22 protein-coding genes and 1 other RNA gene are annotated in these 24,100 nt (G+C 63.9%); 6 read left to right on the top strand and 17 right to left on the bottom strand.

What is annotated here, in order from left to right; genetic code table 11:
• The first annotated feature begins 42 nt into the window (after positions 1-42).
• Positions 43-831 carry a histidinol-phosphatase gene (gene hisN, locus BLV27_RS03820; RefSeq protein WP_092642641.1) on the top strand — a complete coding sequence of 263 codons (789 nt, stop codon included), beginning with the start codon at positions 43-45 and terminating at the stop codon, positions 829-831.
• On the top strand, positions 824-2,152 hold the full coding sequence (locus BLV27_RS03815) for an 8-oxoguanine deaminase (RefSeq protein WP_092642638.1): 1,329 nt from the start codon (positions 824-826) through the stop codon (positions 2,150-2,152). Before hisN ends, BLV27_RS03815 begins: the two co-directional genes overlap by 8 nt.
• On the opposite strand, the gene BLV27_RS03810 is transcribed toward BLV27_RS03815, so the two are convergent.
• The 7 genes from BLV27_RS03810 to carB all read right to left on the bottom strand — a co-directional run bounded on the left by BLV27_RS03810 (position 2,149) and on the right by carB (position 11,519).
• Positions 2,149-2,751: a thymidine kinase gene (locus BLV27_RS03810; protein WP_092642635.1), complete on the bottom strand. Its 603-nt coding sequence runs from the start codon at positions 2,749-2,751 to the stop codon at positions 2,149-2,151. The two genes, BLV27_RS03815 and BLV27_RS03810, sit on opposite strands and share 4 nt — an antisense overlap.
• 40 nt (positions 2,752-2,791) lie before the next feature.
• The gene (locus BLV27_RS03805; protein WP_092642632.1) at positions 2,792-3,919 is read right to left on the bottom strand and encodes a beta-ketoacyl-ACP synthase III; all 1,128 of its coding nucleotides are present in this window, start codon (positions 3,917-3,919) and stop codon (positions 2,792-2,794) included.
• A gap of 146 nt (positions 3,920-4,065) precedes the next feature.
• On the bottom strand, positions 4,066-4,626 hold the full coding sequence (locus BLV27_RS03800; RefSeq protein ID WP_092642629.1) for a PDDEXK family nuclease: 561 nt from the start codon (positions 4,624-4,626) through the stop codon (positions 4,066-4,068).
• A 511-nt stretch (positions 4,627-5,137) separates the two neighbouring features.
• Positions 5,138-6,061, bottom strand: a complete 924-nt coding sequence (locus tag BLV27_RS03795; RefSeq protein WP_092642627.1) for a homocysteine S-methyltransferase family protein — start codon at positions 6,059-6,061, stop codon at positions 5,138-5,140.
• 104 nt (positions 6,062-6,165) lie between these two features.
• Positions 6,166-6,531, bottom strand: a complete 366-nt coding sequence (locus tag BLV27_RS03790) for a hypothetical protein (protein ID WP_092642624.1) — start codon at positions 6,529-6,531, stop codon at positions 6,166-6,168.
• 42 nt (positions 6,532-6,573) lie between these two features.
• Entirely contained in the window at positions 6,574-7,815 is a 1,242-nt protein-coding gene (locus BLV27_RS03785; protein WP_092642621.1) for a calcium-binding protein, read from the bottom strand.
• 383 nt (positions 7,816-8,198) lie between these two features.
• Positions 8,199-11,519: a carbamoyl-phosphate synthase large subunit gene (gene carB / locus BLV27_RS03775; RefSeq protein WP_092642614.1), complete on the bottom strand. Its 3,321-nt coding sequence runs from the start codon at positions 11,517-11,519 to the stop codon at positions 8,199-8,201.
• Positions 11,520-11,794: 275 nt separating this feature from the next.
• Here carB and aspS point away from each other — a divergent pair, with 275 nt between their 5' ends.
• From aspS to BLV27_RS03760, 3 genes are all read left to right on the top strand, one after another.
• A complete protein-coding gene (gene aspS, locus BLV27_RS03770) occupies positions 11,795-13,735 on the top strand; it encodes an aspartate--tRNA ligase (protein ID WP_092642611.1) in 1,941 nt (646 codons plus the stop codon).
• 69 nt (positions 13,736-13,804) lie between these two features.
• Positions 13,805-15,151: a DUF1800 domain-containing protein gene (locus BLV27_RS03765; protein WP_092642608.1), complete on the top strand. Its 1,347-nt coding sequence runs from the start codon at positions 13,805-13,807 to the stop codon at positions 15,149-15,151.
• A 5-nt stretch (positions 15,152-15,156) separates the two neighbouring features.
• Entirely contained in the window at positions 15,157-16,314 is a 1,158-nt protein-coding gene (locus BLV27_RS03760; protein ID WP_092642605.1) for a DUF1501 domain-containing protein, read from the top strand.
• Here the strand turns inward: BLV27_RS03760 and BLV27_RS03755 are convergent.
• The 8 genes from BLV27_RS03755 to gatC all read right to left on the bottom strand — a co-directional run bounded on the left by BLV27_RS03755 (position 16,311) and on the right by gatC (position 21,793).
• Positions 16,311-16,823: a GNAT family N-acetyltransferase gene (locus tag BLV27_RS03755; protein WP_092642602.1), complete on the bottom strand. Its 513-nt coding sequence runs from the start codon at positions 16,821-16,823 to the stop codon at positions 16,311-16,313. The genes BLV27_RS03760 and BLV27_RS03755 overlap by 4 nt on opposite strands.
• Before the next feature lie 403 nt (positions 16,824-17,226).
• Entirely contained in the window at positions 17,227-17,394 is a 168-nt protein-coding gene (gene rpmG, locus BLV27_RS03745; protein ID WP_055082637.1) for a 50S ribosomal protein L33, read from the bottom strand.
• Positions 17,395-17,516: 122 nt separating this feature from the next.
• Positions 17,517-17,894 carry a hypothetical protein gene (locus BLV27_RS03740; protein ID WP_092642596.1) on the bottom strand — a complete coding sequence of 126 codons (378 nt, stop codon included), beginning with the start codon at positions 17,892-17,894 and terminating at the stop codon, positions 17,517-17,519.
• Between the two features lie 124 nt (positions 17,895-18,018).
• Positions 18,019-18,413, bottom strand: an RNA gene (gene rnpB, locus BLV27_RS03735) — RNase P RNA component class A.
• A 103-nt stretch (positions 18,414-18,516) separates the two neighbouring features.
• Positions 18,517-19,188, bottom strand: coding sequence for an N-acetylmuramoyl-L-alanine amidase (locus BLV27_RS03730; protein WP_244504522.1), 672 nt, complete (start codon positions 19,186-19,188; stop codon positions 18,517-18,519).
• Positions 19,189-19,201: 13 nt separating this feature from the next.
• Entirely contained in the window at positions 19,202-19,993 is a 792-nt protein-coding gene (locus tag BLV27_RS03725) for a hypothetical protein (RefSeq protein WP_244504521.1), read from the bottom strand.
• A gap of 28 nt (positions 19,994-20,021) precedes the next feature.
• Positions 20,022-21,509, bottom strand: a complete 1,488-nt coding sequence (gatA, locus tag BLV27_RS03720) for an Asp-tRNA(Asn)/Glu-tRNA(Gln) amidotransferase subunit GatA (protein ID WP_092642590.1) — start codon at positions 21,507-21,509, stop codon at positions 20,022-20,024.
• Positions 21,506-21,793: an Asp-tRNA(Asn)/Glu-tRNA(Gln) amidotransferase subunit GatC gene (gene gatC / locus BLV27_RS03715; RefSeq protein ID WP_092642587.1), complete on the bottom strand. Its 288-nt coding sequence runs from the start codon at positions 21,791-21,793 to the stop codon at positions 21,506-21,508. The genes gatA and gatC overlap by 4 nt, the downstream gene beginning before the upstream one ends.
• A gap of 533 nt (positions 21,794-22,326) precedes the next feature.
• On the opposite strand from gatC, the gene BLV27_RS03710 reads away from it, so the two are divergent.
• A complete protein-coding gene (locus BLV27_RS03710) occupies positions 22,327-22,659 on the top strand; it encodes a GYD domain-containing protein (RefSeq protein WP_170831343.1) in 333 nt (110 codons plus the stop codon).
• An 80-nt stretch (positions 22,660-22,739) separates the two neighbouring features.
• On the opposite strand, the gene arfB is transcribed toward BLV27_RS03710, so the two are convergent.
• A complete protein-coding gene (arfB, locus tag BLV27_RS03705; protein WP_092642581.1) occupies positions 22,740-23,156 on the bottom strand; it encodes an alternative ribosome rescue aminoacyl-tRNA hydrolase ArfB in 417 nt (138 codons plus the stop codon).
• 319 nt (positions 23,157-23,475) lie between these two features.
• The gene (locus BLV27_RS03700) at positions 23,476-24,078 is read right to left on the bottom strand and encodes a queuosine precursor transporter (RefSeq protein ID WP_092642578.1); all 603 of its coding nucleotides are present in this window, start codon (positions 24,076-24,078) and stop codon (positions 23,476-23,478) included.
• Positions 24,079-24,100: the final 22 nt, after the last annotated feature.

The following is a 24,100-nucleotide window of genomic DNA, read 5'->3' as shown; positions in this document are numbered from 1 at the left end:
CGGTGACTTGACCGTCTGGCAGCGGGATGCGACCTGCGACGCATGAAATCAGAACCTTTCGACGAAGCGATCCGGGCCGTTGCCCACAAGGTGGCCGACGCCGCGCGTGTCGTGACCCTTGGGCACTTCCGCCGACCGCTGTCCGTTGAAAGCAAGGCCGCAGCGTTCGACCCCGTCACCATCGCGGACCGCGAGGCAGAAGCGGCGATGCGAGCGATCCTGGCCGAGTTGCGCCCCGACGACGGCATCCTGGGCGAGGAGGCCGAGGCCGTCGCGGGGACCAGCGGCTTGACCTGGGTGCTCGACCCGATCGACGGGACGCGGGGTTTCATCTCGGGCACGCCCACCTGGGGTGTCCTCGTTGGTCTGCGCAACGCGGAGGGGCCGCTTTTTGGTCTTATCGACCAGCCTTTCACCGGTGAGCGGTTCGAGGGCGGGTCCTTCGGAGCGCATTGGACACGAGGCGAAGAGCACCGCCAGCTAGCTGTCAGTGAAACCCGTACGCTGGCCCAGGCGACGATTCTGACCACTTTTCCGGAAGTCGGTACGCCGGATGAAGGGGCCGCGTTCCACCGCGTCGCGCGCCAATGCCAGCTGACGCGGTATGGGATGGATTGCTATGCTTACGCGCTTTTGTCCGGCGGGCATGTCGACCTGGTGATCGAGGCGGGACTGCAATCCTACGACATCGTGGCTCCAATCGCAGTGGTACGGGCGGCGGGCGGTATCGTGACCGATTGGTCGGGCAATCCGGCGCATGACGGCGGCACCTGCATCGCCGCTGCCACACCGGAGTTGCACGCCGCCGCATTGGCCCTGCTAAATGCCTGATATCCTGATCCGGGGGGCGGGTGACGTCCTGACGATGGATGCGGCCGCCGGTGGCCCGGACATCCTGATCCGCGATGGCGTCATCGCGGCGATCGGATCGGGGCTGCAGAACCAGGGTGAGGTGATCGACGCAAACGGATGCTTTGTTACGCCGGGCCTCGTGAACACGCACCACCATCTTTATCAGACGCTGACCCGTGCCGTGCCTGCCGGTCAGGATGCGCTCCTGTTCGGGTGGCTCAAGGCGCTTTATCCCATCTGGGCGCGTTTCACGCCGGAACATGTGCATGTCGCGACGCAAATCGGGCTGGCGGAATTGGCGCTTTCGGGCTGCACCACGTCTTCGGACCATTTGTACCTGTTTCCCAGCGGCGTGCGTCTGGAAGACACGATCCACGCAGCGAACGAGGTCGGCCTTCGGTTCCACCCGACCCGGGGCGCGATGTCCATCGGCGAAAGTGCGGGGGGCTTGCCCCCCGATTCGCTGGTCGAAGGGGAACGCGCAATCCTGAACGATGCAATCCGGGTAATCGACGCCTTCCACGACCCCGCGACAGGGTCGATGTGCCGCGTCGGCGTGGCTCCTTGTTCGCCATTTTCGGTCAGCCGGGAGTTGATGCGCGACGCGGCCCTTCTGGCGCGGGACAAGGGCGTGATGCTCCATACCCACCTGGCCGAAAACGAGGAGGACGTGCGCTACTCCGAGGCGATGTTCGGCTGCCGTCCCGGCCAATATGCGCAGGACCTGGGCTGGACCGGGCCAGATGTCTGGCACGCGCATTGCGTCAAGCTGGACGCTGGCGAGATCGACTTGTTCGCCCGCACCCGGACCGGGGTCGCCCATTGCCCTTGTTCCAACTGCCGCCTCGGCTCGGGTATTGCGCCGCTGCGCGCGATGCTGGACGCGGGCTTGCCGGTGGGGCTGGGTGTCGACGGGTCCGCGTCGAACGACCGGGCCAACCTGCTGGACGAGGCCCGGCAGGCGATGCTTTTGCAGCGGGTATTGCACGGCGCGGATGCGATGTCGGGGGCGGAGTCGCTGCGCGTAGCCACGGCAGGCGGGGCGCAGGTGCTGGGCCGCGACGACATCGGGCGGCTTGTCGTGGGAATGCGCGCTGATATCGCCATCTGGGACATGTCGGGCGTCGAGGTTGCGGGCAGTTGGGACCGCGCCGCCCTTCTGCTGGCAGGGCCGCGCCGGGTGCGTGACCTGTTCGTCGAAGGCCGGCAGGTGGTGCGTGACGGTCAAGTCATCACCATCGACCTGCCGCGTGTGATCGCGCGGGCCGAGCGGCTGCTGCGCGATCTGATGACAGGCTAGACTGGCGGATCCGGCGTGACGCGGTCGCCGGTTGCTTCGCGGAAATGGCGGCGGCACAGGCTGACGTAGCGGTCGTTACCGCCGACCTCGACCTGTGCGCCCTCGGAGAGGGCCTGCCCGTCTTCGCCCACGCGGATCACCATCGTCGCCTTGCGCCCGCAGTGACAGATCGTACGCACTTCGCGCAAATCGTCCGCCAAAGCCAGAAGCGCGGCCGAGCCTGGAAAAAGTTCTCCACGAAAATCGACGCGCAACCCGTAAGCCATGATCGGCACGCCCAGATCATCGACAGCGCGGGCCAACTGCCAGACCTGTTCACGCGACAGCCACTGCGCCTCGTCCAGAAAGACGCAGTGACACGGTCCCTGCGCCAGGCGCGCCTCGATCATTTCGTAAAGGTCGGTCGTAGCCGCATAGGTGTCCGCCTCGGCATCGATGCCGATCCGGCTTGCGATGCGTCCCGTCCCCGCGCGGTCGTCAAAGTTCGCCGTCAGCAGATAGGTCTGCATCCCGCGCTCGATGTAGTTGTACGACGCCTGCAGGAGCAGCGTGCTCTTGCCTGCATTCATGGTGGAGTAATGAAAATACAGCTTGGCCATGGTCGCTCCTTGCCGCGCCGGGCTGCCGGGGGCAAGGCCGTCAGGCGCGGGTGACCAGCACAGATCCAACGGAATAGCCCGCCCCGAACGAACAGATAAGCCCGGTGTCGCCGGGTCCCAGATCGGCGGAGTATTTCGTGAAGGCGATGATCGACCCGGCGGAGGACGTGTTGGCGTAATCCTGAAGGATATTGGGCTGCTCGGCGGGGTCGGGCACGCGCCCCAGGACCTTCTTGCCGATGAAGTCGTTCATTGCCTTGTTCGCCTGATGCAGCCAGAGCCGCTTCAGGTCGTCGGGTGCCACACCTTCGTCGGCCATGTGGTCCGCGATGTGCCTCGACACCATCGGCAAGACTTCCTTGAATACCTTGCGGCCGTTCTGCACGAACTGCATATCGCGCCGGTCGTCCATGGCGTCGCGGGTGCGGCGCAGGAATCCGTCGTTGTTGCGGATATTGTTGGAGAACTGCGTGGCACAGCGGGTCGAGCGGATGACGAAATGGTCGCTCTGCGCCAAGTCCTCGGCCTCCAGCACCAAGGCGGTGCAGACATCTCCGAAAATAAAATGGCAATCGCGGTCGCGCCATTCGAGGTGGGCAGAACAGATTTCGGGGTTCACCACGATGGCACGACGGATCGACCCCGCGCGGATCATGTCGGCGGCGGCCTGAATGCCGAAGGTGGCCGACGAACAGGCGACGTTCATGTCGAAGGCAAAGCCGCCGGTGCCCAGCAGGTCCTGAATCTCGATCGCGATCGCCGGGTAGGCGCGTTCGTGGTTCGAGGCGGCGCAGATCACCGCGTCGATCTCTCCGGCGTCCACACCCGCCTGCGCCAACGCGTCGGTGCAGGCGGCAACCGCCATCTCGGCCATTTGGCATGGTGCGTCATCGGGGCGCGGGGCCAAACGCGGATACATCCGGTCCGGGTCCAGTACGCCGGCCTTGTCTAGGACGTGGCGTTGTTCGATCCCGCTGGCGGACTTGATGAAACCAGCGCTGGACTGGGGGATGGCGTCGCGTTCGCCTGCCGCAATTGCATCGGCATGCAGTGCGTTCTGACGATCGGCGTAGGCGTTGAAGGCAACAACAAGCTCGTCGTTCGTGATGATCTGCGAAGGTGTGAAAACGCCCGATCCGGTGATCGCGGCGCGGCGTTGGCTCGGCATCTTGGCCTCCTCCTCGGGTTGAGGAGGTGTGACGGGCAGGGCCGTTCAGGTCAAGGCGGATGGCGGTGCCGTGACGCCACGGACAAACGCAACGCAGCCCCGGATGACAGGTCCGGGGCCGCGGTCACGGTCGCGTAACTTCAGGATCAGGCGGCTTCGACGCTGCCTTCTTCCTGCGGATCGTTCACCGGATCATCGTCCAGCCGAAGTGCATTCACCAGCTGGCAACGGCAGACATTCCAATCGGCGTAGTCGTGCAGGGTCAACAGCGGCAGCTTAGCGCCGTCAAATGCCATGCGGCGGACCGCATCGCGGTACGCGGGGCCGCGTCCGGCAGGCAGTTCGACACCGCACAACGGCGTTCCGTCCATATCGGAAATCACGACGTCGACGCGACGCTGGCGCAGGGCGCTTGCCACGTCGCGATCTTCATCGTCGTCGAACAGAGCGGAGAGGGAGACCTGCATATCGATGCGCAGGCCCTGACTGGCGGCAAAACGCGCAAGGGCGTGCAGCATGTCGGATTGGCCGGGTGCGAAAAGCTTGCGCTTCTTGAGGCCCGCGGCGAGGGTCGCGAGGACCGACGTGCGGGGTGACGCGTCAACGCGGTGTGCGGGAAAGTCGATAACACCATCGTCCCTGACCGAGCGGCATGCGGCCAAGCCACAGGAGCTGATCGCAAGAAGGGACATCGAGATCGGTTCCATAGGAAGCTCCGGTTCTGGTTTGTTACTGGAATCAGGTTAGCGCCCGGTGGTGGCCTGATCTGGGTGCGACTGTGGCCATTACAGGTGCCAACATGCCGGTTTGCACGCTATGATTTTCGCAATCGGCATCGATTGTTTCGATATCTGCACTTCCTGACACATCTTCGCCGCAACCGCGTGGCCGATCCGCAACGAGGGAGTACGATGCGGTCGCTGGCACCCGTACTGATGCGGAAGGTGAAACAGTTGTGACTGTTCCCGGCCGCCTTGTGGCGCTGAAAGGTCACCGGCGCGGTCGGGTTTCGGGCGGGTCGCAATTGGCGGGTGATGGTTGAGGGGCCAGAAAATGGCCGCCGCCACAGTTCATGCGCCGGATTATGGCGGATCGGAGGGCTTGCGTTGCCAAGCCTTTGACTAGGGGCGTTGGCGGCCGCGATTCCCCGCCTCGCCCTGTGACGGTCGCCCGGGCAGCCCTTTCCATGCCAGTCAAAGGCTCAGGGTCGAGCTTCGTTCAGCCGGGCGCGCCGCCAAGGTTCGCGATGGTGTGTCCTGATGCAATCAGCCGGTCAGCCAGATGTTTGATGTGCGCGGGGGCAACTTCGCAACATCCGCCCACGATCGTTGCGCCGAGATCAACCCATTGCTCGACAAAGTCCGCATACACGTCCGGAGACAGATCCCGCCGCGCCCGGAGGGAATCGACTGTGCCGCCCGGTTCAAAGGCCTCTACGGATGTGAAGCCATTGGCATAGCCACCGAACCTGATGCCCGATTGCGCGAGAATGGGCATGGCCTTGGTTATGGCCTCGGGCGTGGAGCAATTGAGTAGAATTCCATTAGGGCTTTTGCGCGCGAGGGCGGAAATGGCAGCTTCCAACCGTTCACCGGACCGAAGTGTGTTGGACATATCGTCCGACAGCGTCAGGCCCAAATAGACCGGCCTGCCTGCCTCCGTTGCCGCGTCCAGTGCGGCAGAGGCCTCTTCGATATTCGACATGGTTTCGATGAGGAAGAGATCGACATGCTCCACTTGGCCGCGAACGATCCGCCGAAATTCCTCAAGGGAGTCGGCGTAGTTCTTGCTGACCTCGGATCTGAAGCTCGCCACCAACGGCGGCAGGCAACCGGCGATCTGAACGTAGTGCGCAGACTGCCCCGACTTCGCGATCGCGCTCCGGGCCAGTTGGATCGCGGTGGCGTGTGCTTCCTCGAAGCGGTCACCATAGCCGTGGTTTTCCATGCGGGTCGGCGTCGCGGCGTAGGTGTTGACGGTAAGAACTCGCGCACCGGCCTCGATAAACTCCGAGTGCACATCTACGACCAGCTCCGGCGTTTCGAACATGACCTCCACAGACCAAAGGGGATGAGTGACGCCCCGCGAACGCTTGCTGATTTCCTGGCCGTTGCCACCGTCCAGAAGGGCTATATCGGCCATACTTCATCTCCCGCATCACGCTGTTTTCGGATTGCCAAGGCCTTTGCGGGTTTCGCGGCCCATAGTCCAGACGCAAACACAAATGTACTGGCACCGCCAAGTTATCACACGGCAGACATCTGTTGAAATTCAGCAATCAGTCCGAACCTGAAGCCTTCGGACGCAGGCTGCGAAAAGGGAACTCCGCCCGGTTTCGCGTTTTGCAATGACTGCAACCCGACAAATCCGTTCGCCTTGCGCCTGTGTAGAGGGTGGCACCGTCGTGCACGGGAAGGCCTTGTACCACCCAAGTCCGGGCCGCGGTCCGTGGGGGCGACGTTGCGCTTGGAGCGGTTGCCTTCAATGATCGCCGCGACCTGATTATCCTTGCCGACTTGGCGGTGCGCGAGGTGCCTATCGCGGATGAAGCCGCCCCTCGCTTCGTTGATGGCTCCGAAATCCTGAAATTGGCAGGAAAGCGCCCGTTCCAAAGCCACCCGTCCGGACGGGCCCCGCGTCACGCACCGGTCGGCTCAGGCAACAAACAGGAAATCGCTCTCGGTCAACCCGGTCACGTCAAGCAGGGTGACGACGTCTCTGTCGGCTTGCCAGCCGCGAGCCGCTCCAAGGTCCATGGACGTGCTGCCGTCATCAAAGGTCACAAAGGCGTCGCCTACGTCCAGAACTCCGCTGTCGTTCACGTCGAAGCGGGACCAGGAAAGCTGGCGCTGTCCGGACAGGTCGATCACATCCCCATCGCCGCTGCGGAAATCCATGATCGTGTCGATCCCGCTTCTGTCATTGAAGATGAATGTATCGGCACCGCCATTCACGTCTGTGATGGACACTTCGCCCTGAACTCGTATGAGACCGTCCCCATAAAGGATGTCATCGCCGCGACCGCCGTTGATCGTGTCATCGCCGCCGTCCAGTGTATGGAACTCAGGGGCAACCCCGCCTGATTGCACATCGCCGTCCCCAAAAATCAGATCGTCGCCACGACCGCCCAGAAGCAGGTCGTTGCCCCCGGTCATGGTCCCCGGCGAACGTCCTACATTCGTCGTTCCGTCCCCATAGATCGTGTCATCGCCGTGCCCTCCGACAACCGTATCGGCACCGCCAATGAGTTCGTGGGGTCCACTGTCGCGCCCCCAGACCACGCCATCGCCCCAGAGGACGTCAGCATCGCGACCGCCAGAAATGTTGTCGTCTCCGCCGATGAGAATGGCGCTTCCTCCGAAGGCTGCTGCTGCGGCTCCGTCGCCCTGAATTTCGTCGCGGCCCTTTCCTCCGTTCAGAAGATCGTCCCCGCCCTTCAGTAAGGCTTCCGCAGAGCCGTATTCGGCGCTTTCGCCGTCGCCCCGCATCGTATCATCGCCGGTTCCACCGAAAACCGTATCGTTCCCGCCGACCAAGACCGCATCATCTGTCAGGAAATCGGCAAAAATCGTGCCGTCGCCATCGAGCACATCATCGCCGGCCTGCCCCTTGATAAGATCATTCCCGCCAGTGATGCGCGTTATGCCACCGGCGTCGCCGGGCACCACAAAGATGTCCCCGTCGCCGAGAACTGTATCGTTTCCGGAGCCGCCCAGCAGAATATCCGCCGCACCCGTGACCTCCACCCCGGCACCGTTGGGCGAGCGGATACTGAAATCACCGTTGATGGTATCGTCGCCCGGTAAACCGAGAATGAAATTCTTCCGATAGGTTCCCGTGAGCAAGTCCGCGTCAGGAGTGCCCAGAATTCTGTTGATGATATATCTGCTGAACATGTTGAAAATCCTTTGATCAGGCGAGACTGAAGTTCCGCGAGCGTCAATGGCTCAGCCGTCAAAGTACCAGCGCTTGTACCGACCGAATTGACCGATGTCACGGACAGCAAGGAAGGCACCGCGGCGGTTTCTTCGATCGCATGCGAATCACCATCGGATACCGTTTTGGCGACTTTGGTGTCGCGTATGGCTCGGCCCCGACCGACGCCATGCGCCAGACCATCCGGCGCTGGCGTCCGATTTGGCAATGTCCCGACTGCCGGAATTCGACTGAGAACGCTGAAATCGCCCGGACCGGCCCCTCGGGGCCAGATCATCATTCGCTGGTTGTGATCAGACCCTGGCGGGCGCGGTCCTTCGGGTGAAGGGCCGGAGCCCTTTGTTCACTGCAAGGAGCGTACTTCGACGTCGCCTTCGACCCGTGCCTGCATTGCCAGAGCTGCGGCGTGCGCCCCAGACAGCGTGGTGTAATAGGGGATGCGATCCATTAGCGCGACGTTCCGCATGGAGCGGCTGTCCTCGACGGCCTGCGCGCCTTCCGTGGTGTTCATCACCAGCGCGACTTCGCCGTCCTTCATTACGTCGACCACGGTGCGCCCGCCTTCATAGGCCTTGTTCACGTGCCGGCTCTCGATTCCATGGCGCGACAGGAATTCGGCTGTGCCGGACGTCGCGAGGATGGAAAACCCCAGGTCTGTCAGCAGAGCGGCGGTTTCGACCAATTGCACGGTCTTGTCGGCCTCCTTGATCGACAGGAAGGCTGTGCCGCTGTCGGGCAGGACGACACTGGCCCCAAGCTGCGCCTTGAGGAAGGCGCGGGCGAAACTGCGGTCCCATCCCATGACTTCGCCAGTGGAGCGCATTTCGGGTCCCAGCAGGGTATCGACGCCCGGGAAGCGCGCAAATGGCAGCACCGCTTCCTTGACCGAGAACCACGGCGTGTCTGGATGGCTGAGCATCATGGTATCGCCCATGGGCACGTGTTCGATTGCCGCGTCAGCCGGGTAGGGGTCGCGCAGCGGGAAATTCGACAGCGGCTCCCCGGCCATAAGGCGCGCGGCGATGGAGGCGATGGCACTGTCCACGGCCTTGGCGACGAAGGGCACGGTCCGCGAGGCGCGGGGGTTCACCTCGATCAGGTAAACCTCTTCTTCCTTCACCGCGAACTGCACGTTCATCAACCCGACCACGCGCAGTGCCAAGGCCAAGGCGACGGTCTGGTCGCGGATGGTGTTGATCACATCCTGGCTGAGCGTGTGGGGCGGCAGGCAACAGGCGGAGTCGCCCGAATGCACGCCGGCCTCTTCGATGTGCTGCATGATGCCCGCGACGTGGACGTTCTCGCCATCGGACAGGGCATCGACATCGACCTCGATCGCGCCCGAGAGATACCCGTCAAGCAGGACGGGGCTGTCGCCCGACACGACAACGGCGTCGCGGATATAGCGCTCCAGCTGTGCGGTATCGCGGACGATCTCCATCGCGCGCCCCCCCAGAACATAGGAGGGGCGGATTACTAGCGGATAGCCCAGTTCCTCGGCACGCAGGCGGGCTTCCTCGTCGGAATGGGCGATCGCGTTCTGCGGCTGCTTCAGGCCCAGCTTCTCCACCAGGGCCGAGAACCGCTCCCGATCCTCGGCAAGATCAATGGCGTCAGGTGTCGTGCCAAGGATCGGGATGCCCGCATCGTGCAGCGAGTTGGCCAGCTTCAGGGGCGTCTGGCCACCGAACTGGACGATGACGCCGTGAAGGGTGCCGTTTTCCTGCTCCACACGCAGGATTTCCATCACGTGTTCGAAAGTCAGCGGTTCGAAATACAACCGGTCCGAGGTGTCATAGTCGGTCGAGACCGTCTCGGGGTTACAGTTGACCATGATCGTCTCATACCCCTGATCGCTGAGGGCGAAACACGCGTGGCAACAACAGTAGTCGAACTCGATCCCCTGACCGATCCGGTTCGGGCCACCGCCCAGAATGACGACCTTCTTGGCATCCGACGGCCGGGATTCGCATTCGGCCTCGCCCATGACGGGCGTCTCATAGGTGGAGTACATGTATGGGGTCTGCGCCTCGAACTCGGCGGCGCAGGTGTCGATGCGCTTGAATTGCGCAACGACGCCAAGGTTCTGGCGCGCGCGCCGAACGTTGTCTTCGGTGCGCCCCGTCAGTTTGGCAAGGCGCGCATCCGTAAATCCAAAGGTCTTCAGTCGGCGCAGCGGAGCCTCCTCGACCGGCAGGCCGTTCTTCTTGATATCGGCTTCCAGGTTCATAATTTCCCTGATCCGGGCAAGGAACCATGGGTCATAGGACGTCACAGCGTTTATCTCGTCATCCGAGAGGCCCTGACGCATGGCCTGGGCGATGACGCGGATGCGATCCGGCGTCTGCTTGCCCAAGGCCGCCTTGATGGCTGCCGGGTCATTGGGCAGTTCGATTTCGTCGAACCCGGTCAGGCCGGTTTCCATCGAGGCGAGGGCCTTCTGCATCGACTCGTGGAAGGTGCGGCCGATGGCCATCACTTCGCCCACGGATTTCATGGCCGTGGTCAGGTGCGGTTCGGAACCGGGGAATTTCTCGAAGGCGAAGCGCGGGATCTTTGTGACGACATAGTCGATCGTTGGCTCGAACGAGGCGGGCGTGACGCGCGTGATGTCGTTGTCCAGCTCGTCCAAGGTGTAGCCAACGGCCAATTTGGCGGCGATCTTGGCGATAGGGAAGCCTGTCGCCTTGGACGCCAGCGCGGAGGAGCGCGATACGCGCGGGTTCATCTCGATCACGACCATGCGGCCGTCGGCGGGGTTCACGGCCCACTGCACGTTCGATCCGCCGGTCTCCACGCCGATCTCGCGCAGCACGTTGATGCTGTGCGTACGCATGATCTGGTATTCCTTGTCCGTCAGCGTCAGCGCGGGGGCGACCGTGATGGAATCGCCGGTGTGGACGCCCATCGGGTCAACGTTCTCGATGGCGCAGACGATGATGGCGTTGTCGGCGGTGTCGCGCACCACCTCCATCTCGTATTCTTTCCAGCCCAGCAGGCTTTCGTCGACGAGGATTTGCGCCATCGGCGACGCTTCCAGCCCAGAACGGCAGATTCGTTCGTAATCGGCGCGATTATAGGCCACGCCGCCGCCCGTGCCGCCCAGCGTGAAGGCGGGGCGGATGATCGCGGGCAATCCGACGAATTCGATCGCATCCATCGCGTCCGACAGACCTGCGTTGATGTCATACTTGCCGTTGGCTTTCTTCGGGGCGGCGACGATCGTGGCCTTGGGGTTTTCGATGCCCAGACGATCCATCGCTTCGCGGAAAAGCTTGCGATCCTCGGCCATTTCGATGGCCGCGCGCTTGGCCCCGATCAGTTCGACGCCGAATTTCTCCAGCACGCCCATATCGTCGAGGGCAAGCGACGTGTTCAGGCCGGTCTGTCCACCCATCGTCGGCAGGAGCGCGTCGGGGCGCTCCTTCTCGATGATCTTGGCGACGACGTCCGGCGTGATCGGTTCGATATAGGTCGCGTCGGCCAGACCGGGGTCGGTCATGATCGTCGCGGGGTTCGAGTTCACCAGGATGACGCGATAGCCTTCCTCGCGCAGAGCCTTGCAGGCCTGTGCGCCGGAGTAATCGAATTCGCAGGCCTGCCCGATCACGATGGGACCGGCACCGATGATCATGATCGACTTTATGTCGGTGCGCTTGGGCATCGCGGCCTCCCCGGGGTGTGTTGGCAAACGTGCGCCGTTTAGGCCGCGCGCGCGGCGGGGACAAGAGGCGGCGTTGGCAAACCGGGCCCAGCATAATCTTCACGCAGGCGTTTTCTATCTTTGCCGAGTGTCCTGCGATGCGGACGTGCAGGTACAAATCGATTGCCCGGACACCACGCGGACAGTGGCGGAGTAGGTTGACACCCGGCAAGGGGGCGTGTTGATCGGGCCGAACCCGATTTCGCACCGATCTCGTACTGACCCGGAGACCCACCATGCATGCCTTTCGCACCCACACCTGCGCCGGTCTGACCAAGGACGACGTGGGCGATACGGTCCGTCTGTCGGGCTGGGTCCATCGTATCCGCGACCATGGCGGCATCCTGTTCATCGACCTGCGCGACCATTACGGCATGACGCAAGTGCTGTGCGATCCCGACAGCCCGGTCTTCGCCGAGATGGAAAAAGTGCGCTCCGAGTGGTGCATCCGCATCGACGGGACGGTCAAAGCGCGCGACCCCGAGTTGGTGAACGCCAAGATCCCGACCGGTGAGATCGAGGTCTTCGTGCGCGATCTCGAAGTCCTCGGCGCGGCCGCGGAACTACCGCTGATGGTCTTCGGCGATCAGGAGTACCCCGAGGAGACGCGCCTCAAGTACCGGTTCCTCGACCTGCGGCGCGAACAGATGCAGCGCAACATGATCCTGCGGTCCAATGTCGTGCGGTCGATCCGCAACCGCATGTGGGACAAGGGCTTCAACGAATTCCAGACGCCGATCATCACCGCGTCCTCCCCCGAGGGCGCGCGCGATTTCGTGGTGCCGTCGCGCCTGCACCCGGGCAAGGTCTATGCGCTGCCGCAGGCCCCGCAGCAGTTCAAGCAGCTGTTGATGGTGTCAGGGTTCGATAAGTACTTTCAGATCGCGCCCTGCTTCCGCGACGAAGACCCGCGGGCCGACCGCTCCCCGACCGATTTCTACCAGCTCGACATGGAGATGAGCTTCGTCTCGCAGCAGGATGTTTTCGATACGATTCAGCCGGTCGTCGGCGGCCTGTTCGAGGAGTTTGGCGGCGGCAAGAAAGTCGATGCCGAGTGGCCGCTGATCTCCTACAAGGATGCGGCGCTGATGTTCGGAACAGACAAGCCGGACCTGCGCAACCCGATCCGGATGCAGGACGTGTCCGAACATTTCCGCGGCTCCGGCTTTGCGATCTTCGCGTCGCTTCTGGAAAAGGACGGCACCGAAATCCGCGCCATTCCCGCACCCACCGGCGGGTCGCGCAAGTTCTGCGACCGGATGAACAAGTTCGCGCAGGAGCAGGGCCTGCCGGGCATGGGATATATCTTCTGGCGTAAACGTCAGGAGAGAAGTCCCGCTTGGGACAGGCTCTACGGTATGTTGAAAGGTGAGCAAGCTGTCGAGGAATTGGCTCTCTCAGACGCGATAGAGAATGACGCTCAGAAACGGATTATTGCTGCTTTGAGAGCCGGGGATGCTGAGCAGGCCAAGTTCATTACAGAAGCTTTCTTCGGTGACCATGAAGCCGCCGGCCCGCTGGCCAAGAACATCGGGCCCGAGCGGACCGAGGCGATCCGGCAGCAACTGGGCCTGGGCGTCGGCGACGCGGCGTTCTTCCTGGGCGGCAAGGCCGGCGATTTCGAAGCGGTTGCGGGCCGTGCGCGCACCGTTATCGGCGACGAACTGGGCCTGACCGATCAGGATCGCTTCGCCTTCGCCTGGATCGTCGACTTCCCGCTCTACGAGAAGGACGACGAGGGAAAGATCGACTTCAGCCACAACCCGTTTTCCATGCCGCAGGGCGGAATGGAGGCGCTGGAGGGCGATCCGCTGGACGTTCTGGGGTATCAATACGATCTGGCCTGCAACGGCTATGAATTGATTTCGGGCGCGATCCGGAACCACCGCCCGGAGATCATGTTCAAGGCGTTCGAACTGGCCGGGTACGGCAAGGACGAGGTTGAAAAGCGCTTCGGCGGCATGGTCAAGGCGTTCCAGTACGGCGCGCCGCCCCACGGCGGGTGTGCGGCGGGCATCGACCGTATCGTCATGTTGCTGGCCGAGGAGGCGAACATCCGCGAGGTCATCCTGTTCCCCATGAACCAGCGCGCGGAAGATTCGATGATGGGGGCCCCGTCGGAGCCGATCGCCGGTCAACTGATGGAACTGGGCCTGCGGTTGGCCCCCAAGGACTGATCGGGCCAGCCCAGTTCGTCATACGCCGCGCCCCTGTGCAAGGTGGCGCGGCGTACGTATGTTCAGGCCATGAAATCGACGCTTGCCGCCATCCGGTTCGGAACCGGTCTGTCCCCTGACATGCCGCCGCCCGCCGACGCGGGGGCGGTTCTGGATGACGTGCTGGGGCCGGACGATCTGGCTGCGGTCTTTCCCGTCGAAGAGTGGGGCACGCGGGTTCTGAGGATCAGGGAGTGGGGGCGCTTGCGCCGCGCGCGGCGCGAGGATGACGCCGCCGCCGAAGCGTTTCGTGCCATCAACCGCGCAGTCACCGACGGCTATCATCAGGATCTGGTTCAGACGATGCGCCGCGCGGCGGCCACCCCGGTCGGCTTCCGGGAACGCCTGACCTGGTTCTGGTCGGGGCATTTCGCCGTGGCCGACGGACCGGGCCTGCTGCGGCGCAATGTCGGCTCCTATCACGATGCGGCGATCCGTCCCCATGTCGCGGGATCTTTCGCGGAGCTATTGAAATCTGCGGTGACGCATCCCGCGATGCTGGCCTATCTGGACCAGGCGCAGTCGATCGGACCGAATTCGGTTCGCGGTCGTCGCGGTGGCGGGTTGAATGAAAACCTCGCCCGCGAGGTTCTGGAACTGCACACGTTGGGCGTCGGCGGCGGGTACGCGCAGGTAGACGTGCGGCAACTGGCTGAACTCCTTACCGGGCTGGGCATCGACCGGGAGGGAACACCCGTCTTCCGCCGGAACTTCGTCGAGCCCGGCGCAGAGATCGTCCTGTCGCGCAGCTATGGCGGCGATCTCCCAAATCGCCATGATATCGACGCGGTGCTTGACGATTTGTCCGTGCATCCTGCGACCGCTCGGCACCTGTCAGGCAAGCTGGCGCGGCATTTCATCGCCGATATCCCGCCGCCGGACCTGGTTGAGGCGATGACCGCGACCTGGGTCCGCACAGACGGTGCGCTTGCGGCAGTCTACAGCACGATGCTTGATCATCCGGCGGCTTGGGGGGAGGCATTACAAAAGGCGCGCCAGCCGCTCGACTTCGTGGCGGCGGCCTTGCGGGTCACCGGCAGCGCGGAACGGCTTGCCGGTGAACGGATACGGCTCATTCGGGGCAACCTGACGGCCCCGCTGGCACAGATGGGGCAACCCTGGTTGCGCCCACCCGGACCGGATGGCTGGCCGGAAGAGGCTGAGGCCTGGATCACGCCGCAGGGCCTTGCGGCGCGGCTGGACTGGATCGCCGCTCTGGTCGGGTGGCTTGACCCCGTGCCGGATCCGCGTGCCTTCGTGGATGTCGCGCTTGGTCCGCTGGCAGGCCCTCGCACGCGGTTCGCCGCGCGGGCGGCGGAGGATCGCGGTGCCGGTGTCGGCCTCGTCCTGGCATCCCCTGAATTTCAAAGGAGGTAGCGGCGATGAACCGTATCAACCGCCGCGACGTTCTGACGATGCTTGGCTGTTCGGCTGCGGCCTTCCCGCTGATGACGCCGATGGCCTTTGCCGCACTGCCTTCGGACAATCGGCTGGTCGTCGTGATCCTGCGCGGCGCGATGGATGGGATGGACGCGCTGCAACCTTACGGCGATCCGGGTTTGGCGCGACTTCGCCCACAGTTCGAGATCGGCCCGGAGGCGGGGGCGACGGACCTGACGGGTTTTCACGCCCTGCACCCCTATCTTTCCCCGTTGCTGCCGCTGTGGCGGTCGGGGGACCTGGGCTTTGTTCAGGCCGTCAGTACACCATACCGCGCAGGCCGCAGTCATTTCGACGGGCAGGACATTCTGGAGGCGGGCACCGCCGGAGACATTCCCCCCATGACCGGCCGCGACGGCTGGCTGAACCGTTTGCTGCCGCTGATCCCCGGTGCCCACGGTCGCACGGCGTTTGCCGTGGGGCGGGAGGAGATGCTGATCCTGCGCGGTCCCGCCGATCATGCCAGTTGGGCCCCGGACACGCGGCTGGACATGGCCCCGGCGACGGCGGACCTGCTGCTGCATGCCTATCACGACGATCCGCTGTTCCGCGAAAGCGCCGAGATCGCACTAGGACTGGCCGGGACAACGCCCTCGGTCGAGGGGAAGCGGGGCGACGCGCTTTTCGGTTTCGCGGCAAGCCAGTTGCGGCAGGATGCGCGGATCGCTGCGCTGTCACTGGGCGGCTGGGATTCGCACCGGGGGCAATCACAACAGTTGCGCCGCGCCTTTTCGGCCCTTTCGGCAGGGCTTTTGCGGCTGCGGGCCGACCTCGGTCCGACATGGGACAAGACAATGGTTGTGGTGATGACGGAGTTCGGGCGTACCGCCTTCGAGAACGGCTCGCGCGGGACGGACCACGGGACCGGCGGTACCATAATCCTGGCCGGAGGGGCGCTGAACGGTGGGTGCGTTTGGGGCGACTGGCCGGGCCTCGACGAGGCGCAGCTGTTGGACCGCCGTGACCTGATGCCCACCCGCGACGTGCGCGCCTATGCAGCCTGGGCGCTGCACGGTTTGTTCGGGACAGGGCGTGCGGCCCTGTCCTCGGTCGTATTTCCCGGCCTCGACATGGGAACGGACCCCAAGCTGCTGATCTAGGCCAAGGCGTGGGCGTGCAGGCGCGCTTCCATCTTGACCGCGGGAAATGGCACGCCGCCGCCGATGTCCGCGATGATCTCGCGCTGCGTCTTGAAACCCATGCCGGCGTAGAACTTTCGCGCGGTCACGGTCGACAGGCACTCCAGCCGGGCAAGGCCCGCATCCTGCGCTTCGTCAAGGACTCGGCGCATGATCCGTCCAGCGTGCCCTTTGTGCAGATGGTCCGGGTGGGTCGCAACGTGGCGCACGTGTCCCGTATCGCCTGCATCCTTGGCGGTGGGATAGCCGCGCGACCAGCCTCCGATCGAAACCAGAACGCCGTCTTCCTCGATCAGGTGGTAAGTGCCGCTGGACAACAAATCCGGGTTCGACTTCGCAATAAGTGGATGCGCGACGCGCAGGACGTCCGCAGGATAATCGCAAGCCAGCATGTGCGGATAGACGGTGCCAAGAAGCCTGTCCACGGCCGCTCGATCGGCGAGATTGGCCGTGCGAAGTGTGACGTTCATTTGAGCCTCCAATGGGATGGCGTCCTGACCGTGACGGTCAGAACACGGATTTATCCGCTGGAAAGGGGGGCTCAATTTGGGTCCAGTCTTGGTCCCTATGGGGCGCGAGGACCGGATTCCCGGCACAAGTATCGACGCTTGTTCCAGACTGTTGAGGCATGGGAAACGATTACGCCGTCCCGCTCGTGGACAGGTCGGTGGCCGTTGGCCTCACATTGGCCGGGCGAGACGGCACCACGGTCCGCGTGTCGCCCAGGCCCGCCGGCGCGTCGCCGCGTCAGGAGGCGAGACGCGCGGCGCTGGCGCGTGATCCTCGTTTAATGCATGACAAAACAAAAGGGCCGCTGCGGTTTGCCCGCGCGGCCCTGTCGTAATCTGGTCGGTAGGTCTTTCAGGCGTTGCCTTACTTGATCTTGCCTTCCTTGTACTCGACGTGCTTGCGCACGACCGGGTCATATTTCTTGACGACCATCTTTTCAGTCATGGTGCGGGCATTCTTCTTGGTCACATAGAAGTGGCCGGTGCCGGCGGATGAATTCAGCCGGATCTTGATCGTGGTGGGCTTCGCCATCGGGTGTCTCCTGCAACGGGCGGAAGAACGCGTCGGGTCCTTCCGTTAAATCCGGGAAGCTGCCTTCTAGCCGCCTCAGGGGGGGTGTCAACCCGATCCCGAGCGTGCCGATAAGGGGTTCTTCAGATCAGTGTCATCAGCACCATGCCGCCCGGACCTGCGGAGGAGAGCACCAGGGTACATTTATTGCCGCGACCGCGGATATAGCCAAGGTCGAGCCGGACCCGCGTTTCTTCGCCCGCACGGGCACGGCGCAGGGCTTCGGCGGCGGCGGCTCGCTCACGATGATCCCAGAAACTGGTGAACGGGAGGCCCCTGAGGTCATCGGTGGGCGCGAACCCCAATTCCTGCAGCAAGCGATGCGCCGTCGTGGCGATTCGTCCATCTGCCAGGATCAATCCCTCGGGAATCATATCATCCTTGATCTTCCGAACCGCCTGTCGTGACAGGTCGGATCCGCGCGATCCGAAAGCCAGATGACCCGTTTCGGGGTGTGGCACCGTACTCTCCACTGTTTACCGATTGTGCAGAATTGAGAGTTCAGAGGAATATTGGACATTGCAAGGGCGCTGCGGACAAAAACGCAACATAGGCCGAGTCTGGCGCATCTATCTTTTGGAAAAGTTGTGCGGGGGGCCTGTAAGCCGGATTTTGTTCCCCGGATTACTCCGGTTCGACGACCATTCATCTGGACCGCGAATCGCTTCGCGGCCTCAAGCTGCCAACCCGGACCCCTGGGGCGAAGCGCCTTGCCTGCCTTGCGGCGGACGCGGGATCCCTATTTGGCATTGCTCCCGGTGGGGCTTGCCATGCGGGGGACGTTGCCGCCCCCCCGGTGCGCTCTTACCGCACCGTTTCACCCTGGCCGCGGGCGAACCCGCGGTGGTCTGTTCTCTGTGGCGCTGTCCGTCGGGTTGCCCCGCCCGGGCGTTACCCGGCACCGTCACTTCGTGGAGTCCGGACTTTCCTCCGACGTTCATCGCAAGCGATTGCCCGTCGGCGGCCGTCCGGCCCCCCGCACGGATCGCGAGGTATGCTTGCCGCGCCAGTGCGTCAATGGAAATGGTGTACCGGTTCGGGCGTAGGAGCCTCCGGCGGGGATATTTTTTACAAGGGGAAGGCTCAGGCCGGAAAGCGAATGGCGAGGTCGCGCGCCATTCCGGCATCAATATTGTCGAGTGGACCTCTCGCCTGGGGGCGGAAGTGCAGGCGGAAGGCCGAGAGGAGCGTGTCTTCGTCCACGTCGGCGGTGAACCCGAAGGCACGCGCGTGATCGCGGAACGTCTCGGTCGCGGCGGTCGCGGTCTCGGGCCAGACGGCCAAACCCCGGAGTGCAAGCCTGCGCCAGTCGAAACGGCGGCCGGGATCGATCTTGCGTCCCGGTGCGCAGTCCGAGTGGCCGATGACGCCTTCCGGTTCGATGCCATACCGGTCGAGCAGGTCGTGGAGCAGCGCGTCGAGTGCCTCCATCTGCGGCGCGGGAAACGGCGAGAAACCGTCGTTCGACAATTCGATCCCGAGGGAGCGGGAGTTGATGTCCTCCGATGCCCCCCAACGGCCCGCGCCCGCGTGCCATGCGCGGCGGTCGTCGGGAACGAGCCGCGCGATATCCCCCGTCTCGCCCACGACATAGTGGCAGGAAACTTCGGTCGACGGATCGCAGAGCCGCTTGATCGCAGGACCCGGTCCCCCTTGCATCGCGGTGTAATGGATCAGGATCAGGTCGGGTTCGGTAACGCCCCCCTTGCGGGGGCCGTGGTTTGGGCTGGGGCAATCGCGGATATCGAGGGTCACGCGCGACGCAGGGCTACTGGCTCTGGACAAGGCGTCGGACGACCGCCGGGTCCCAGCCGCAGGCGTTGCCGTCGCCATCGGGATCGATGCCCAGCCGGTCGCGCTCGGGCCCACCGGAGGCCAGGAAGTCTTCCTGCGCGATGTCGTCGCTGCGATAATTCTGGCAATTCGCCGCAGCCCGGTTTTCCGAAGCCCTGAGACCACGGCGATAGGCCCCCTGCGTACCCACCGGTTTTGCGGGCCCGAGTGCGTAGGCGAAAATGTTCGGCCCGGTCGAGTCGGGGCGCTGCAATTCGGTCGGGGTGACCAGTTGGTATTGCTGGCGCGCGGCGCGCAAACGCTCGGCGTCGGCCTCGATGTCACGCTGCGCCGATACGGCGGCGAAGTCCTGTTCGCTGCTGATTGTCGGGTTGTCGCGGTCGAGATTCAGGTCGGCCGCGCTCGTCTGGCTTGAGTCGGGAAGGGCGGCGGGGCCCCCTGCGCCGGTCGCGGAGTCCGTTGTCGGACGTCCAAGCGCGATGCGGGTCTGGTTGGCAAGGTCTTCCGCCTCGGACGCGGCGGGGGCAGGCTGCGTCGTGCTGGTGCCGGCAAACACACTGCCGGGTGCCGGCGGACGCACAGTGGCGGACGGCCGCAGCGGTGTCTGCCCCCTGAGCAGGGCCTCGCGCCGCTGAGCGACTTGCGAGGGGCTGTCGAACCCGGCACCGCGCGCGCCGCTGTCGGGCACCGTCGGCTGGCAAGCTGCGAGCAGGACGACGCTGGCAAGGCCCCCGAGGCCACGGATGATCATTGTGGTCGTTTGCATATCTGCCTCGACTTCAGTTTCGGACGGCTTACCACCACTTGCTCGGCTGCGCCACGAAGCCCGCGCGATCCTCAAGGCATTGTGCGACATTCAGCAGGGCACCCTCCTCCCAAGGCTTGCCTATCAGTTGCAGGCCCATCGGCAGGCCGCGCTTGTCCTGGCCCGTCGGAACCGCCACGCCGGGCAGGCCTGCAAGGTTCACGGTCACGGTGAACACATCGTTGAGGTACATCTGGATTGGGTCGGCGTCTTTCATTGCGCCCAATTCGAAGGCCGATGATGGCGTCGCGGGCGTCAGGATGGCATCTATGCCGTCGGCGAAGACATCCTCGAAATCCTTCTTGATCAGCGCGCGGACCTTGCGGGCGCGGTTGTAATAGGCGTCGTAGAACCCCGCAGACAGAACGTACGTGCCGACCATGACACGGCGCTGAACTTCGTCTCCGAAGCCTTCGGCGCGGGTCTTTTCATACATCTCGGTGATGCCATCGCCCTGGCTCAGCTTGGCGCGGTGGCCGAAACGTACGCCGTCATAGCGCGCAAGGTTCGACGAGGCTTCGGCGGGCGCGATCACGTAGTATGCGGGCAGCGCGTATTTCGTATGCGGCAGGGAGATGTCGCGGATCTCGGCCCCCGCATCCTTGAGCATGGCGATACCGTCCTGCCAGAGTGTCTCGATCTCCTCTGGCATGCCGTCCATGCGGTATTCGCGGGGGATGCCGATGACCTGACCCTTGATGTCGCCCGTCAGCATCGCCTCGAAATCCGGCACGGCCAGATCGGCGGAGGTGCTGTCCTTTGGGTCGTGGCCCGACATGGCGGCCAGCATGATGGCGCTGTCGCGCACCGTGCGCGTCATCGGTCCGGCCTGATCCAGCGAGGAGGCGAAGGCCACAACGCCCCAGCGGGAGCAGCGTCCATAGGTCGGCTTGATCCCGGTGATGCCGGTGAAGGCGGCCGGTTGTCGGATGGAGCCACCCGTATCGGTGCCAAGCGCGCCCAGGCAAAGCCTTGCGGCCACCGCGGCAGCCGACCCGCCGGAGGAGCCGCCGGGCGTGAGGGCCGCGTCGGAATTTCCAGCCTTCCACGGGTTCACCGCGTTGCCGTAGGTCGAAGTCTCGTTGCTGCTCCCCATGGCGAATTCGTCCATGTTGAGCTTGCCCAGCATGATGGAACCCGCGTCGAAAAGCTGTGACGTGATGGTCGATTCGTACTCGGGCTTGAACCCCTCAAGGATACGCGACCCCGCTTGCGATGCGACGCCTTTGGTGCAGAACAGATCCTTCACGCCGATTGGGATGCCGCACATGGCGGGCGCATCCCCGGCCTTGATCCGCGCATCGGCGGCGGTGGCCTGCGCGCGCGCGATTTCCGGTGTGTGGTGTACGAAGGCGTTGAGCGCGCCTGCGCCTTCGATCGCGGCCAGATGCGCGTCGGTCAGTTCGGCGGCGGTGGTGTCGCCGGCGCGCAGCGCGTCGCGTGCACCGGCAATGGTTAGATCGGTCAACTGGGTCATTCGACAACTTTCGGCACGGCGAAGAATCCTTCGCGGGCATCGGGGGCATTTGCGAGAACGGCCTCGGCCTGATTGCCGTCGGTGACGATATCTTCGCGCCGTTTCAGACGCTGGGGCGTGACCGAGACCATGGGCTCCACGCCGTCAACGTCGACCTCCTGCAACTGCTCGATGAAGCCGAGAATGGCGTTGAATTCACCGGCGAGCGGCTCCAGCCGGTCTTCGGGGACGGCGATGCGGGCCAGCTTGGCCACGCGGCGCGCGGTTTCCTTGTCGATGGACATGCGAGGCCTCCGGGATGTCAGGTCGCGTCCGTCTAGCGTCAGCGATGCCGGTGTTCAATATCGACCCGTGCGACGAAACCACGGTCTCGGCATAACAAGCGACGCAAGGTGGAAGGCCTGCTCCTTCGCCGGCGCGTCCGGGCCGTTCCGCAAGGGCGGGAAACCAACACGCGCAGTCAGCGGGGAAACCAGACGCCCCAAGGACGCGAAAAAGCCGAGTCCCGGTCTGATCGTGCGCCGTGCGCTCGGAGTGCCCGGTTCGTTGCGCGGGCCAAGGCATGGCCGCGTCGGGGCCGTGCTTGCTGCAAGCGCACACCGCCCACAACTCTCCACCCCACTCTTGAGCGCCGTAGTCCCCTTCGCGTCCTCTTCGCCGCGCCGATCACCGATTCCGCACCGATCGCTGTCTCGCTGCCCCCCGTCCGAACAAACCCGGACTCTGGGCACCCGAAATGTGGTATCCTTTAGTTTGGCGGACCCGTTGCGTGATCCGCCGTTCCGCATGTTTCACGCAACGTTTGGGAGGAAATATCATGCCGTTTTACATGCTTCAGGGTCAGTACACCGCAGAAGCCGTCAAGGCTCTCGTCGACAAGCCGCAGGATCGGACCGGTCCTGCGAAGAAGCTCTTCGATGCCACCGGTGTGAAGATGCATCACCTGTTCTTCTGCTTCGGGCGCGAAGACGTCATGGTGCTGGTCGAGGCTCCGGACGATGAGGCCATTGCCGCGTCTGTCCTGGCGCTCGGCGCATCGGGCGCGTTCGGCGGCATGATGACGACCAAGCTCATGACCGCGGCGGAGGCGCAGTCGGCGATGAAGAAAGCGCACGACGCCTCCAAAAGCTACGTCCCGGCGCACGCCTGAGCCCCGAAACCCGGCCAAGACACCCGGCATCGTGCGGTTGCCGCGCGGTGCCACTTCGGGTGCCACCCCGGTCGGAACGGTCAGAGCGGTCCTTGTCGCAGCGCCTTGATCTCCCCCCGTTTCTTCTTCGCCTCCACTCGCTTGCGCTTCTGGTTTTGCGACACCTTTGTCTTTACCCGCCGTTTGGGCACCACGGTGGCCGCGCGGATCAACTCCACCAGCCGGTCCCGCGCAATCTCCCGATTGCGAGCCTGCGAGCGTTCCTCGGAAACCTGGAAGATCAGTGCCCCCTCCTTCGTCCACCGCCGCCCGGCCAGCCGCCGCAACCGCGCCTTGACCGGGCCTGGGATCGACGGCGACCGTTCCGCCTCGAATCGCAACTCCACCGCCGACGACACCTTGTTGACGTTCTGTCCGCCCGGCCCGCCCGCGCGCACGAAGTGCTCGGTCAGTTCCCAGTCCTGGATCTCGATGGTCGGGGTCACGGTCAGGGGCATGGTGCGGGCCTTGGATCTGATGAACGTAGGACGTGGATCACCCGTGAAACATACCCGGATCATACGTCGTTTGGCAGGGGGTAGAAGCAAAGAAGGCCGCCCCCAAATACAGAGGGCGGCCTTCCGAAAGTATCAGGAGGTGTGGTCGGTTAGACGCATCAACCTCAACGGTTTCAAACGTTTAAGGGCTGCCCTAGACGCGAATCCCCGAAGTTGTCCCGACCATCTTCTCCACTATCTTTCTTGACACTGGATCACCTCCTTTCAATGGGTTTCACAGGTAGGAGGTTGGCACAGATTTTGTGTGGGTCAAGACCCTTTACGCAACCCTTTGTGCAAACTTGGTCGTAATGACACGGAATGGCACCAGCGCAAGCAGCGCGATCGAGATTTTCACCACCCAATCCGCAAGTGCCAGACCAACCCACAACGGGCCCACAACTGTCGCGTCCTGCGCCCAGGAAACGTCGCCCCAAGACGCTGGAAATGCGAGGAAACCTGCGAAGGCGATCGTGAAGAACAGCGCCGTGTCGACGACCGACCCGACCACCGAAGAGGTGAAGGGGGCCACCCACCAATCCCGGTCGCGAAGCCGTGAAAAAATAGCCAGATCAAGCAGTTGCGCCACGAGAAACGCCAGCCCCGATGCCAGCGCGATCCGCAGGGTCACCAGTGGGCCGAACTCGCCCATGATTTGCGTTCCGATCAGCGAACAGCCAATCCCCACGACAAAACCGGCCAAGACCACTTTTCGGGCGGCATGCTGTCCATACAGGCGATTGGAGATATCCGTTACGAGGAAGGCGAGGGGGTAGGTGAACGCCCCCCAGGTCAGCCAGCCGTCGGCGATGATGAACTGGACGCCGATATTGGCGGCGACGACGATGAGAGCCATCGCGAGGATGGGGGGAAGAAGACGCATTCAAGTAACCCGTTTTGACATG

The sequence above is a fragment of the Jannaschia faecimaris genome (assembly GCF_900107415.1).
GTDB classification, from domain to species: domain Bacteria; phylum Pseudomonadota; class Alphaproteobacteria; order Rhodobacterales; family Rhodobacteraceae; genus Jannaschia; species Jannaschia faecimaris.
This window is presented reverse-complemented; position numbering and strand designations above follow the sequence as displayed.

What these genes read in the sequence shown, in the direction of transcription:
- BLV27_RS03755 (WP_092642602.1), bottom strand. Translation starts at nt 16,823, where the DNA reads ATGAACGTCACACTTCGCACGGCCAATCTCGCCGATCGAGCGGCCGTG.
- BLV27_RS03800 (WP_092642629.1), bottom strand. Translation starts at nt 4,626, where the DNA reads ATGGAACCGATCTCGATGTCCCTTCTTGCGATCAGCTCCTGTGGCTTG.
- BLV27_RS03810 (WP_092642635.1), bottom strand. Translation starts at nt 2,751, where the DNA reads ATGGCCAAGCTGTATTTTCATTACTCCACCATGAATGCAGGCAAGAGC.
- BLV27_RS03765 (WP_092642608.1), top strand. Translation starts at nt 13,805, where the DNA reads ATGAAATCGACGCTTGCCGCCATCCGGTTCGGAACCGGTCTGTCCCCT.
- BLV27_RS03785 (WP_092642621.1), bottom strand. Translation starts at nt 7,815, where the DNA reads ATGTTCAGCAGATATATCATCAACAGAATTCTGGGCACTCCTGACGCG.
- BLV27_RS03700 (WP_092642578.1), bottom strand. Translation starts at nt 24,078, where the DNA reads ATGCGTCTTCTTCCCCCCATCCTCGCGATGGCTCTCATCGTCGTCGCC.
- gatC (WP_092642587.1), bottom strand. Translation starts at nt 21,793, where the DNA reads ATGTCCATCGACAAGGAAACCGCGCGCCGCGTGGCCAAGCTGGCCCGC.
- hisN (WP_092642641.1), top strand. Translation starts at nt 43, where the DNA reads ATGAAATCAGAACCTTTCGACGAAGCGATCCGGGCCGTTGCCCACAAG.
- carB (WP_092642614.1), bottom strand. Translation starts at nt 11,519, where the DNA reads ATGCCCAAGCGCACCGACATAAAGTCGATCATGATCATCGGTGCCGGT.
- BLV27_RS03710 (WP_170831343.1), top strand. Translation starts at nt 22,327, where the DNA reads ATGCCGTTTTACATGCTTCAGGGTCAGTACACCGCAGAAGCCGTCAAG.
- BLV27_RS03795 (WP_092642627.1), bottom strand. Translation starts at nt 6,061, where the DNA reads ATGGCCGATATAGCCCTTCTGGACGGTGGCAACGGCCAGGAAATCAGC.
- rpmG (WP_055082637.1), bottom strand. Translation starts at nt 17,394, where the DNA reads ATGGCGAAGCCCACCACGATCAAGATCCGGCTGAATTCATCCGCCGGC.
- gatA (WP_092642590.1), bottom strand. Translation starts at nt 21,509, where the DNA reads ATGACCCAGTTGACCGATCTAACCATTGCCGGTGCACGCGACGCGCTG.
- BLV27_RS03815 (WP_092642638.1), top strand. Translation starts at nt 824, where the DNA reads ATGCCTGATATCCTGATCCGGGGGGCGGGTGACGTCCTGACGATGGAT.
- BLV27_RS03805 (WP_092642632.1), bottom strand. Translation starts at nt 3,919, where the DNA reads ATGCCGAGCCAACGCCGCGCCGCGATCACCGGATCGGGCGTTTTCACA.
- aspS (WP_092642611.1), top strand. Translation starts at nt 11,795, where the DNA reads ATGCATGCCTTTCGCACCCACACCTGCGCCGGTCTGACCAAGGACGAC.
- arfB (WP_092642581.1), bottom strand. Translation starts at nt 23,156, where the DNA reads ATGCCCCTGACCGTGACCCCGACCATCGAGATCCAGGACTGGGAACTG.
- BLV27_RS03725 (WP_244504521.1), bottom strand. Translation starts at nt 19,993, where the DNA reads ATGCAAACGACCACAATGATCATCCGTGGCCTCGGGGGCCTTGCCAGC.
- BLV27_RS03760 (WP_092642605.1), top strand. Translation starts at nt 15,157, where the DNA reads ATGAACCGTATCAACCGCCGCGACGTTCTGACGATGCTTGGCTGTTCG.